Genomic DNA, 12723 nt, shown 5'->3' with positions numbered 1-12723 from the left:
GGCCACGAAAAGATCGTGGATAGAGTGTTGTTATAGCACATTCATTACTTAACAAATAATTTACACGTCAATGATTTAGCGCATTTACAAAGCCTGGTTTTGCCGTTGTACAACTCTCCGATCACAATCGAGATTGTACAATATATTCTGCAACGATAACGTTAAACAACGCCACCACAACCAACTGATATTTATAAAAATTATAAAATATATCAAGAAAAATTTAAAAATCTGTACATTTTAAATGTACAGATTTGGAAAATGTGTATACCTTAATTGTAACGTTACTGATTACGGATATTTACAGGAGCGAAACATGAACCAGAACGGTTATGTCGCAGATTCAGCAGCAGCAATCGCGCAGTACTTCGAGAAAGCCGCGCTACCTACTCAGCAGGAGACGCTGGGTCAGGTGGTTGTTGAAATTCTTAGCGACGGGCGACATCTCAATCGCAAATCGCTCTGTACCAAACTTTTAAGTCGCCTCGAAAGGGCTGAAGGCCCGGAAGAGGAACAGCATTATCACATGCTGCTTGGACTGCTTTTCGAACGGTAACGTGATGAACAGTAGTGACGCAGATCGCCTGATCGACCAGCTAATCGGTGAAGCCGTTCTTTCTCTTCTGAGAGAGCGTGGCCCCGTGACAACCGAAGGTCTCATCCAGCGTCTGCGCAATATGAAAGCACATGAAAAGGATCCCCAGCGGCGGGAGACACTTGCGAGGGTGATTGCCGAAATCGGTTCAAATGACCTCGCCTTTAAACGTCGCAGAACCGCACACGGACGACCAAAAAGAGAGGGATCTCTCAGAGAGAGTCGAGACAATGTAGTGCCGTTATTGGGTAATGGAAAACCGTCCGATCCAAAGAAGATACATTGACTGCAACCATACAGCTACGGTGAGAACAAATGAGACAAAATATTCAGCTTCAACCCGAATTTCACTCTGCTTTTCTAGACAGTGCGTTATCGGAATACTTCCGTCATGCAGGCGAACGTTTTGCTGAAGAGTCCGCTGTTTTTTCTACTGCAGTACGCTGTGTCCTTGCGTCTGAAGGGCATCTGACCAATAAGGCCATTATCCTCTGGCTGATCCAGACGCTGGAAGCCACTGACGATGTCGTTCAGGCGGATGTGATCCGCAAGACGCTGGAGATCGTCGTCGGCTACACCATGGACGATCTTTGACCCCCTTCCTCACAAAAAAGCGAACATGTCATCGTCAATTCTGACGAACAGCCTGACGATGACACCCCCATCCTTCCATAACACCCTGTAAATCAAGCACAAGCAATGTGGCATGGTTCCTGCTTAAGCCCAATAAGGGACTGGGCTTTCCAGTTAAACATTGCTTCATTTCTTAACAGGTCTGTTATTGATGAAAAAAATCGCCAGCGTCTGCCCATACTGCGGTGCAGGCTGCAAACTTAACCTCGTCGTTGAAAATAACCGTATTATCCGAGCCGAAGCAGCAGACGGCGTCACCAATCAGGGCACGCTTTGCCTGAAAGGATTCTACGGCTGGGATTTCCTTAACGACACCCGCCTGCTCACCCCCCGCCTGACGCAGCCCATGATCCGCTACAACAAAGGAGAGGCGTTCACCCCCGTCACCTGGGAAGAGGCCATTCGCTATACCGCCCACAGGCTCAAGAGCATCAAAGAACAGTTTGGTCCACGGTCAATCATGACCACCGGCTCCTCGCGAGGAACGGGTAATGAGACCAACTATGTCATGCAGAAATTCGCCCGTGCCGTGCTTAATACCAACAACGTCGATTGCTGTGCACGCGTCTGCCATGGCCCTTCGGTTGCCGGTTTGCAGGAGACGCTCGGTAACGGCGCCATGAGTAACGCGATCAACGACATTGAAAACTCAAAATGCCTGCTGGTGTTCGGCTATAACTGCGCAGACTCTCACCCTATCGTCGCCCGGCGCGTGCTGAAAGCGCGTGAGAATGGCGCAAAAATCATCGTCTGCGATCCGCGTCGCATTGAAACGGCACGCATTGCCGATCAGCATCTTCAGCTGAAAAACGGCAGCAACATGGCGCTGGTGAATGCCTTTGGCTATGTGCTGCTGGAAGAGGAACTGTACGACAAAAACTACGTCGCGCGTTTTACGGAAGGGCTGGAGGCGTACCGACAGATCGTCAAAGATTACGCGCCAGAGCGCGTGGAGCATCTGACGGGCATCCCCGCGCGCGATGTGCGTCAGGCAATGCGCACGTTCGCGGCGGCACCGTCAGCGACGGTAATGTGGGGGATGGGTGTTACCCAGTTTGGTCAGGCGGTCGATGTGGTGAAAGGCCTTTCCAGCCTGGCGCTGCTGACGGGCAATCTGGGCCGTCCGGCGGTCGGCGTTGGCCCGGTGCGCGGGCAAAACAACGTTCAGGGCGCGTGTGACATGGGCGTTCTACCCAATATGTTCCCCGGCTATCAGGAGGTAATGGACCCGGCGGTCAGACAGAAATTTGCCGATGCGTGGAAGATAGACGTCAACAGAATGGACGATCGCGTCGGGACGCGCATCACCGAAGTGCCGCATCTTGCGCTGGAAGGTAAGGTCAAAGCGTATTACATCATGGGGGAAGATCCGCTTCAGACAGAAGCCGATCTCGGCCTGGTCCGTCGCGGTTTCGACGCGCTCGATTTTGTGGTGGTTCAGGACATCTTTATGACCAAAACGGCGGAAGTGGCGGACGTGCTGTTACCGGCCACCTCATGGGGTGAACACGGCGGTGTCTTTACCTGCGCCGATCGTGGCTTCCAGCGTTTCGGGAAAGCCATTGAGGCCAGCGGCAACGTGAAGCGCGACTGGGAGATCATCAGCCTGCTGGCGACGGAGATGGGCTACCCGATGCATTACGACGACAACCAGCAGATCTGGGACGAAATGCGCGAGCTGTGCCCGCTGTTCTACGGCGTGACCTACGCAAAAATGGGCGAGATGGGCCATGTTCAGTGGCCGTGTCCGACGCTCGATCACCCCGGTACGCCCTACCTGTACAAGGACAATCAGTTCGACACCCCAACGGGCAAAGGGCAGCTCTTCGCCGCGCAGTGGCGCGCGCCAGCGGAAACCCCGGATGAGGATTACCCGCTGGTGCTGTGCACGGTACGGGAGGTGGGGCACTACTCCTGTCGCTCCATGACCGGAAACTGCGCGGCGCTGCAAAGCCTGGCAGACGAGCCTGGACGCGTCCAGATGAACCCTGCCGATGCCCATAGACTGGGAATTGCTGACGGCCAACTGGTCTGGGTACGTTCACGCCGGGGTAAAGTGATCACCCGCGCCAGTATCAGCGAACGCATCAACGCCGGAGCCGTCTACATGACCTATCAGTGGTGGATTGGCGCCTGCAACGAGCTGACCCAGGATAACCTCGACCCCGTCTCCAAAACGCCGGAAACGAAGTATTGTGCGGTGCAGTTGGAGGCGATTGAAGATCAGCGCTGGGCCGAGGACTTTGCGGCGTCGGCCTACCAGTCCATGAAGTCGCGGTTAATCAGTGCGGTAAATGTTTGAAGAAATGAGGCTCGCACCGCGAGCCTCTTATTACGGATCGTTTAACCAATCAGCAGCAGACAGGATAAATCATCCCCGCCGTTAATTTTATCAATCGCAAAATCGAGCCGTGCATCCATGCTCTGGTTATGCATCGTCTTTTCCGAAAAGCCTGCGATGGTTTTCATGACGACCTGCTGGTCGATCGTTTCCTGCATCGATTTCACACTGAGGAAGACTTTCAGATAGTAGAAATCCAGAACCATGCGATAAAACTGACGCAAAATTGTGTCGATGCTGTTGCCCGGAAAATAGCTGCTATACAGTTTATATAACAAGTAATTACGTAAGACATGCGGTTCGGACAGGCAGCTGCTCTCGCATAATTTGCGCCACTGCAGATTGAGGTCAGCAAATTTTTTATCCAGCTCCACCGTGTCTTGATGATTAGCAAAATCCAGATAGTCAGCAATGGCTTTATGCCCCTTCAGGATGGTCTCTTCTCTCGCAGAAAAACGTGCAACATTCGTCCCCATAACGGACAAGGCAAGATATTTCATCGCATTTGATTGACCAATATTATTGGCCTGTAAGAGAGAATGGCCATTTTTCAGTTCAGCCATCAGCATTTCATAATAATCTTCAACCTGCTCAAATTTATGATGCAAATCGAAATTTACGTGCTGCAGGCATAAAATAAACTGCGCCAGCGCCATCAGGTTCTCTTCAACGTTAAGAGATGGAGACTGGATTAAGTTCCAGGCAAAAAAATGGATAACCTGAGTCACGTCAGTCATAGACTGACGACGTCCGATGAGGTTAGTTTTGTAGACTGCCCGCAGAGTTTCCTGCTCCTGAAGCAGCATGGCATCCGCGTCGAAGAGCACTAACCGAACCACTTCAGGACAGGAGAGCGTCATGGTGTGCCGGGTTTCATCTTCGTAGCGGGTAGAACCTCGCGGATAGGTGCTACAGGTGTGGGACAGCGCGCTTTCCCCTAATTCACGGTGTATCAGACAGAGTTTATTTTCGTCGATAAAGGGACAGTCGCCCTTCTCGTCCAGCTTCACTCTCGAATAGCTATTTTTCCCTTTGCGCAGTGGAATGAGGTTCGCTTTCGCAAGACGAGAAATGTCCGCATGCGTTGAGGAAATGTATTTTCCATGTGTTTTCTTATCAATGGAAATTGTCCAACCACGGCAACAGGACATCAGGCACTCAGGCCCGACGCACTGGAATTTACTCACAAAAATCGGCTTGATGGTCTTATGAATTTGCATACGAATGGGTCATTATTTAAAACCAATGAAAATAACATTGCCTCAGGCGAAATCGATAGCGCCATAACTCAACAGAACAGCGGGTTATTCAGACCATTAGCCGTTACGCATAATTATTTTCCAGGTAATCGCGAAGCAGGTTTGGCCGACTTTTTTTCTCCATTAACCTTCTGAGCAGAACGATCAACTCGTAATCACTTCGCAGGTTAAACTTCTGCATCATCATATATTTATGGGTAAAGACCGTTTTATCACTCATCTTTAATATGTTGGCGGTCTGCACAACCGAGTGCCCCTGATAGAAATTCACCATAATTCGAATCTGTTGCGGTGACAGGACTTTATGCTGGCATTCGAAACAGGATTTTTTATTCCAGGTGTGTCCCGGTAATTGCGTCCTGAACAAGGCGATAAACAATGCGCCGCTTATACGATCCAGCGAAGCACGGCGAGAGAGGAAAATGATGTCCTGAAAACAGGAGGGCAACGCGGAAAAACGGTGCTCGTCATCCACCAGACCTATCACAATCCCTTTTTCCCGGACCTGCAATTCAGGAAAACAGGTCAGCGTTTCACCCTGACAGAGCGAAAGGACAATAATATCGGCCTGAATGACGTTGTCCTCGGTCAGGCCTGCGTTAAAATGGATGGGTCGATGAAAATTATGCGCAAAAAAATCCTCGAAAAAATACTGCAGCCCAGCCTGAAAGAATAAATCCGTTTCCTGAATCAGGATATTCAACATAGCTCCCCCACGTCTCATGATAAATACGCTTTCCGGCATTCAGTTGTATTGCATCGTCATCACAACAACCGCACTGATGCTTCCCGGCGTCGCGCCACCGGCCTGGGATATCACCGATGCCTGCATGGGCATGCTGGCCGTTCGGTCTGCTGCAATATTTTGCGTCATGCTGGAGCCCGTTCCTTTGAGCATGCCGGTCCCCGCCTCACGCATGGCAACCGCCACGTTCGTTGCCGAGCCGCTGTTCATGTAGTAGTCCGCCCCGGCAACCGGATCGGGGTTTCCGGTGAAGGAGACCGTCACGCTGCGCGTCCCCGCGGGACACTGCGTAAACTGCAGATTAAACGTCACCGGGTCGGAGGATGAACCCGGCGTCACCATGTTTGTCGCCTGAATATTGCCGAGATTAATATCCAACTGCGTATTCCCGCCATTAAATATGCAGGGCGAGGCCACGATATTTCCCGTCACGTCAAGATTCACGTTATCGGCGGAAAAGGCCGTCCAGCTCAGCAAGGCGAGAAAGAGCAGTTTCTTGTGCGATATTTTCATCATTTACCTGCTACTGGTAGGTCAAATTAAGCGTGGCAGAGGCATTGGCCGCGCCGGATTCGACAGACGTTAACGTCTGGTAATATCGCGCCGTTAACGGCAGCGTCTCTTGTCCGCCCGAAGATTGTTTTAAGAGCAGGCGGCTATTCAACACCAGCGGCGTGCCGTTATATAAAAGTTGCACGCCCACGCCTTTTGCCGTACCGGTCATCCCCTGTCCCGTTAGCGCCATTACGCTGGTATTGCTGCTGTCCGGGTTCTGAATTCCGCCAAGCGAAACGCTAATATTGGTTCCGGGACTGCAGTTTACCCCCAGGTTTTGCGTATTCTGCGCGCCCGTGGGCGTGGTTCCGATCGCCGTGCCAAACGCTGAGGCGGAGATATCGCCAATAGGGAACGTCAGATGAGGCGTGGTAATACTGCATGCAAGCGCATTGATTGTCCCGCTGGTGAGCTGGGTCGTCAGGCCGTCACGGTAGACGCCGTCGCTCCCCTGAAGCGTCACTACGCCTATGACCCCCGGCGTTAAGGCTCCAGACGAAACCGGACCGGTGACCACAAGTTCAATTTTTCCGCCGTACCAGTCAACATAAGAGGTCTGCGCATTATAAGAAAACGTATTGGCCGGATTTTCAAAGTTGTTATTCGAAGAAAAACGAATCCCAATTCCGCTGATATTGGTGTTGTAAACATGGTTGCCATAGCTGCTCAACGTAGCGTTGTTATAGCGCATGCTAAATCCGAGCATTAATGGATTACTGCACCCGGTAAGATAGGATCCCGTATAGGTGGCCGCGCCGGAAAATACCACCGTCCCGACAGGCGCATCGCGCTGGACATTAATCGTGCCCACCGACAGCGTGGAAATTTGCGGTGTTATTGTCGTGCAGGTCCCTGCACGCACGCTGTTATTCCAGCCCGTGAGTAAATAGAGCAGTAAAATAGCCTGAATGAATTTCATGTTAATGCTCCTGGCGACACGTGGCACTCACGTCCGTTATTCCACTGTAGGTTGATTGTTTCGGCAGGCTGAAATCAGCACGGCACTGTTGGCTGCCCTGGTTTCCCCAGGTCGCAACTAACGTCCCCTGCTCGCTCATGCCGGTCAAATACACCTGGCCGCCATCGCCCACGATGAAACTGTTGTTACGCTCACCCGCGAGGGTGACCACGGCTCCAAACGGGACGGGACGGTTGTTGTCTGTCAGGGTCATCAGCACCCGACGTCCGACTCTGGAAAGGTAGTCCGCTCTCACCACCGCCCCGCGTGTCGGGGTGACCGTACGGGTATTGATCTCCAGCTCAACATCGTCAGGCATATTTTCCGGATCGAGGATGAGATCGTTTTTTCGGTAGACGGACAAATTACTGACCACCGTATAACCGCGATAATCCGTTCGTACTCCGGACTGATTTCGGATATCGACACCCCGCGCACCGGGCGCTTTTATCAGGGCATTCGTCTCACCCAGCGGCTGAGAAAACGTGACGCCATCGCCATGTGCGAGTATGCCCCCCTGCAGCCCGTAATTCAGACGCTCGCTGTTTTTGTCGTAGCCATAGCCCGCCGTCAGTTCGCCGTAGGTGCCTTTGTAATCACCGTTCATGTTGCCGGTGTAACCCACGCCGTTCGTGCCGTAACCCTGCTGCACGTTCCAGTTGAGCGCGCTGTTTTCCAGCGCAACGCCGTTCATGCCGATATTGTGCGTGGTGCCGTTATTCTTGCTGGCGCTCATGGCATAGTTGGCCCACGTCCGCGGCAGGAATTTATCCAGCGGCACGCTGACGTTGAATGCCAGCTGCTGGTCATGGTCATAGGTTTTCCCGCTGCCGTATGACGCAGCGCTGGCATTTTTACTGTATGTCCAGGTCACCCCGTAGCTGATGTTATGCCAGTCGTTGTTGTATCCGACACTCCAGGAAGCCATCGACTTACCGGTGTTCCAGTAATCTTCCCGCGCCGCGCTAAGGGTTAGAGACCCAAGGTCGCCGCCCAGCGTCTGGCTCATCGTCAGCTCTGCGCGGTTACGCCGCCTCTCCTGAAGCGCGCTGCTGTCTCCGTAAGAATCCAGCACCTCCTGCATCCCGTAATAACCGCGGGTTGAATAGCGGTATCCCGCGATGGAAACGTTCGTCCCGGTATTCACGAAATTCTTGCTATACCTCGCGCGAAAGGACTGACCGTTGGTTTTGGCTGTGTTATCCGGCGTTGACCAACCCTGCGTGACGTCTGCTGAGAGCGCGCCGAAATCGCCCATGTTCTTACCCACCCCCATAGCCAACGAACGATATCTGCTTGAGCCCTGCACTCCGCCATAGAGGGTGATCCCGTACTTCAGGCCATAAATGCCGGTAAGTTGCCCGAAAGGCGTGTTGTCCACGCTGTGGTTATAGGATCGATATTGCCCCCCGGTGAGGGCATATTTCAGACGGCCTTCACGCTGCAGTACCGGCAACGACGCATACGGCAGTATGGAATGTTGCTCGCTGCCATCGGCTTCTTTGATCGTCACGTCCAGATCGCCTGCCCCTCCGGTCGGATACATATCCGTAATCTCGAATGCACCGGGTGCTACGTAGCTTTGGTAGATCTGATAACCATTCTGACGCACCACAACCTGTGCATTGGTGCGCGCGATACCCCGCACGACAGGGGCATACCCCTTCAGGGAATCTGGCAGCATGTCGTCATCAGATGCCAGCTGAGCGCCGCGAAACGGCATACTGTCAAACACGTCAGCAGGTGCAGAACTGTCTCCAAGCGTCAGCTGTGCTTTCAGGGGGATCACGGCACGCTGCGCGTAGGTATAGACGGCGTCCCACCTGCCCTGACCGGAACCGTCCCGTGACCACGTGGAGTAATTGCGCAGACGCCACGGACCGATATTGATCCCCGGACGCAGGTTGGCATACTGGCTGTCGCTGCTGTTGACTTCACCGTGGCTCGCCCGGGTGTTCGCGCCGCTCAGGCTGTAATTGAGCATGGCCGCCGCGATCCCCTCATCCCACATCTCTGGCGACACATAGCCTCGCGCGGGCAGATCGATCGCCGCCTGTGGAATGCTGATCAGAAGGCGCTGAGCGCCAAACTGAAAATCGGTACTGGCTTGCGGAATGGCCTGAAGATCCGCGCAGTCACTTTTTCCCGAAGCAATCTGAGGAAATAGCGCGGTTTTCACTTCCCACTGTTTTAACTGGTCGATGCTCAGGCAAGGCTGTAATATTTCATTACCGTTGTCGCTTTTCACTGCGGCAAAGGCGATATCGCGGGTCTCCATTAACTGGTCGTCAAGAATGATGTCAACATGGTACGTTCCCGGTGCCTGGGAGCCAGTTTCAAAAGCCGACAGGTCTGCTTTGCCCATTCCAGGATTATCCAGCTCAACCAGTTCCGTATTAAACGTTTCACTGGCATAAAGTGCCGGTGATGAACCGGCAAGTGCGCAGGCGATAAATATCGCCAGACGAGCAGGCCGTATCCTATGCGTTGAGGTTGTCATTGCAGGAAACCTAATGAATGCACGAGCATCAGAAACTGGCTTGATGTGCGGTGCCAGGACTGCCATAGTCATTAATGACTTTAAATGTGAGAGAATGACCACTCACCCCTTCAGGTAATAAAAACCGGGCTGATGCGCCGGGTAAAACATAGGTCACATCATCAAGTTTTCGCCCGCCCAGGGTAATCTCATTGAAATTGATCACGTAGGGCGTGGGATTATTCACCTGAATCGCATTCCCTGATTGTTGCCACGTTAATTTATTCGCTTGTTCTTCCGGAGTTGACGCACGCAGACCTTCAGGCCTATAAATTAATTTAATCCGCGTCTTTACCGCAATTTGCAGGGCGTTCATCTGTTTTGAGGCTGAGGGAATCGCTTTAATATTCAACCAAAATAAACTTTCCTGCTCCTGAGGCAGGGAACCCGTCATTACAATACGCTCAAGGTTTTTTTGTCCACCGTCCAGGCGATACAGCGGCGGCGTAATAATAAACGGCGCTTTACCCGCCACCCCATCCTGCATATCTATCCAGGACTGGATTAAATAAGGAGTATTGTCAGGGTTAGTAATATTGATTGTGGTTTCTTTCTTCGCACCCTCGAAAATAACGCGCGTACCACCAATAATAACCCCGGCATTGGCCGTCATTAATGCCAACGGTAACAGCGCCACCGCCAGCCCTGTTGTTCTGATAAAATGCATGGGAAAAAACCTCTTAAAACAAAGGGGCCGGGTTGGGCCCCCTACTGATTGCTGCAAAAACTCAGTTGTAAACCACGGAGAAGTTCGCGACCGAGTTTGCCGGACCGGCAGTGACTGACGCGGCGGTCGAAATATACTGCGCATAGAAGTTCAGCGTATTATCTGCGGTGCTGCTCAGTGCATAGGAATAGCTGTTGCTGCCATGCAGAGGCAGATCGGCCTTATCGGCGCTCATCAGGTTGATTGCCACCCCTGTTGCCGCCCCTGCCACCGAGGAGTCAATCGCCAGCAGGCTGGCGTTGCTTAAATCAGGCGTACCGTCAAAGCGCACTTTCGCGTTAGTCACCGTGACCGGACAGTTTTTCAATACAATACTGAATTGTGTGGCAGCGGTTCTGGCTCCCGTTGTCGGGAATTCAGTTTTATAATAATCGCCTAATACGACGACCTGATTCTGAGAAGCCACATCAACGTCGCAGGCGGAATCCAGAATATTACCGTTAAAATTAACGGTACCCGCTGCAGCAAAAGCCTGCGTCATCGGCAGTGCAGAACTCACTGCCAGCATTGCCATCATCATTTTCTTTTTCATCATACCCTACCCTGTATCACTTTATTTATTACTGAAATCCGGGCAAACGTTCCCCACAAGTTTCAATTAACCTGAGCATTGCCTTTTATTTTTGTCAGGAACCCGATAAATGACTCACGAATAGAAGTCTGAGCATTCCTGTCGACGAGTCAAAATTTAACCAACTCTTATTCCGTACACAATTCTTTTGAGGTCTAGCTGTAGACTGACATTTAACAATCACGAAACATCTCTTTTTAGATAAACCTTAGACAGATTATTCAGGGTCTACTTTTAGACTCTTAATGCAAATCCTTTAAATTCATAAGATTAGATTTTAAACATCCATCAGTCTATTATTAGACCTGCTTCGATCATTCCCTGAGATGCTGTTTTTTAAGATAATTCTCTATGCCGATCAAAAAATGATCGCATGAGTGAATGAGGCAGCTGATGAACACCCGAATGGATAAAGAATATAGTAAAGACAATTTCACCGTGCTCCACCTAAAACCCTATAAGCACATTGAAAAAATTATCGATACCCTACTTCCTTCAGCAGAAAGGAAAATACTGTCCAGAGGGGAAGTGGTTCACTATTACAAGAGCGATATTCGCCAGTGTTTTTTACTGATCCAGGGGAGCGTGGCATTACACCGCCGTGGAGATGGTATTGTCTTAAATTCTGAATCAGCGCCCTTTATTCTGGGTGTAAGCAGCCAGTTCTCCTCTGAGCATCTTTATGTCAGGGCGCTGGAAACCTCCGAAGTCGCGGCTGTGTCGCTGGAGCGTTTTAATTGCATCGTTGCGCAGCAAAATCTGTGGGAGCATTTTTCTAACCTGCTGATCTATACCGCCTCACGCGTCTATGAACACTGTGCCCAGATATCGCAAATGTCGGCTTACGACATCATCCGCTTTCAGCTTGTTGAACTGATGCAGGAGCCTGAGGCGATAAGGCTCAACACGACCGCCGCGGCTTATATCAAAAGCCGAACCTATCTTTCCCGTAGCGGTATTATGCGTATTCTGGCGGAGTTACGAACGGGTAAATACATCACTATGGCGCGCGGAGTGCTGATGGATATCCATCACTTACCCCGAAAGTACTGACCTCACATTTATATCTGGAGAAGGTAGAGGATAAGAGCGACACTATAATCAGTCCGGTCTTTTTCAGGTTTCAGACAATGTCTTCAGCACAACAACATCGCGGCTCTCCCTACGCCCGGGAACTGATCTCCTATTTAGAGCCGTACTGCACCGCGCGCAGAACAGGCCGTGGTGAGCAATTCGATCTTCAGGTCAACGGCAAGGGGATCTGTTATTTAATTCTGGAGGGGACAATTGCCGTCTACCGCAGAAGCGATGACATGATGCTCTCCACCGCCCGCAGCCCTGCTCTGTTTGGTCTCGCGAATCTGACGGACATTTATTTCAATGATTACATCAAAACCGTGAGCCCATGCCTGATTGGCATTCTCCCTACCGAGAAGGTCAGTGAAATTATTAAAGAGAAAGCGTTATGGGGGCTGCTTTCTAACCAGCTGATGTTTGTCTATAGCCGACTGTATAACAACGTAATGCCACAAGGCGCACCGACGGCGTATGAGATGATTCGCCAGCAGCTTGTTAAGCTGATGGAGGAAGATGAGGCTTATCGGCTCGGCGTGACGGCAGAAAGGTATATCAGGGAAAAAACGCAGCTCTCGCGCAGTGGCGTTATGCGCATTCTGGCCGATCTCAAAACAGGCGGATTTATTGAAATCGATGAAGGCAGGCTGATAAAAATCAATAAGCTTCCCGCCAAATACTGAATTCCAGACACAAAAAAGGCCGCATACGCGGCCTTTTCATTCG

The 12723-nt window shown here is 51.4% G+C and carries 13 protein-coding genes; 6 read left to right on the top strand and 7 right to left on the bottom strand.

Annotated features, from left to right (window positions below; translation table 11 throughout):
• The first annotated feature begins 316 nt into the window (after nt 1-316).
• From ycgZ to fdhF, 4 genes are all read left to right on the top strand, one after another.
• Nucleotides 317-556, top strand: coding sequence for a regulatory protein YcgZ (gene ycgZ / locus ACOQH0_RS09450; RefSeq protein ID WP_010430219.1), 240 nt, complete (start codon nt 317-319; stop codon nt 554-556).
• Nucleotides 557-560: 4 nt separating this feature from the next.
• Nucleotides 561-881, top strand: coding sequence for a hypothetical protein (locus ACOQH0_RS09445; RefSeq protein WP_256459723.1), 321 nt, complete (start codon nt 561-563; stop codon nt 879-881).
• A gap of 29 nt (nt 882-910) precedes the next feature.
• Nucleotides 911-1189, top strand: a complete 279-nt coding sequence (locus tag ACOQH0_RS09440) for a biofilm development regulator YmgB/AriR family protein (RefSeq protein ID WP_010430215.1) — start codon at nt 911-913, stop codon at nt 1187-1189.
• 190 nt (nt 1190-1379) lie between these two features.
• On the top strand, nt 1380-3530 hold the full coding sequence (gene fdhF, locus ACOQH0_RS09435) for a formate dehydrogenase subunit alpha (RefSeq protein ID WP_421512101.1): 2151 nt from the start codon (nt 1380-1382) through the stop codon (nt 3528-3530).
• Between the two features lie 41 nt (nt 3531-3571).
• Here fdhF and fliB read toward each other — a convergent pair whose 3' ends face one another.
• From fliB to ACOQH0_RS09400, 7 genes are all read right to left on the bottom strand, one after another.
• Nucleotides 3572-4789, bottom strand: coding sequence for a flagellin lysine-N-methylase (gene fliB / locus ACOQH0_RS09430; protein ID WP_421512099.1), 1218 nt, complete (start codon nt 4787-4789; stop codon nt 3572-3574).
• Nucleotides 4790-4892: 103 nt separating this feature from the next.
• Nucleotides 4893-5534 (bottom strand): helix-turn-helix transcriptional regulator, encoded by a 642-nt coding sequence (locus tag ACOQH0_RS09425; RefSeq protein ID WP_420985565.1) that lies wholly within the window; start codon nt 5532-5534, stop codon nt 4893-4895.
• Between the two features lie 39 nt (nt 5535-5573).
• Nucleotides 5574-6086 carry a fimbrial protein gene (locus ACOQH0_RS09420; RefSeq protein WP_420985564.1) on the bottom strand — a complete coding sequence of 171 codons (513 nt, stop codon included), beginning with the start codon at nt 6084-6086 and terminating at the stop codon, nt 5574-5576.
• 10 nt (nt 6087-6096) lie between these two features.
• Nucleotides 6097-7047: a fimbrial protein gene (locus ACOQH0_RS09415; RefSeq protein ID WP_421512097.1), complete on the bottom strand. Its 951-nt coding sequence runs from the start codon at nt 7045-7047 to the stop codon at nt 6097-6099.
• Nucleotide 7048: 1 nt separating this feature from the next.
• Nucleotides 7049-9586, bottom strand: a complete 2538-nt coding sequence (locus tag ACOQH0_RS09410) for a fimbria/pilus outer membrane usher protein (protein ID WP_421512096.1) — start codon at nt 9584-9586, stop codon at nt 7049-7051.
• 28 nt (nt 9587-9614) lie between these two features.
• Nucleotides 9615-10292, bottom strand: a complete 678-nt coding sequence (locus ACOQH0_RS09405) for a molecular chaperone (RefSeq protein ID WP_348556591.1) — start codon at nt 10290-10292, stop codon at nt 9615-9617.
• 61 nt (nt 10293-10353) lie between these two features.
• Nucleotides 10354-10884, bottom strand: coding sequence for a fimbrial protein (locus tag ACOQH0_RS09400; RefSeq protein WP_029485046.1), 531 nt, complete (start codon nt 10882-10884; stop codon nt 10354-10356).
• A gap of 432 nt (nt 10885-11316) precedes the next feature.
• Here ACOQH0_RS09400 and ACOQH0_RS09395 point away from each other — a divergent pair, with 432 nt between their 5' ends.
• Together ACOQH0_RS09395 and ACOQH0_RS09390 are read left to right on the top strand one after the other, a co-directional pair.
• Nucleotides 11317-11976, top strand: a complete 660-nt coding sequence (locus ACOQH0_RS09395; protein WP_421512094.1) for a helix-turn-helix domain-containing protein — start codon at nt 11317-11319, stop codon at nt 11974-11976.
• 77 nt (nt 11977-12053) lie between these two features.
• Nucleotides 12054-12680 (top strand): helix-turn-helix domain-containing protein, encoded by a 627-nt coding sequence (locus tag ACOQH0_RS09390; RefSeq protein ID WP_108416825.1) that lies wholly within the window; start codon nt 12054-12056, stop codon nt 12678-12680.
• Nucleotides 12681-12723: the final 43 nt, after the last annotated feature.

Source organism: Enterobacter sp. JS8-1, assembly GCF_049187015.1.
Classification (GTDB): Bacteria; Pseudomonadota; Gammaproteobacteria; order Enterobacterales; family Enterobacteriaceae; genus Enterobacter; species Enterobacter mori.
This window is presented reverse-complemented; position numbering and strand designations above follow the sequence as displayed.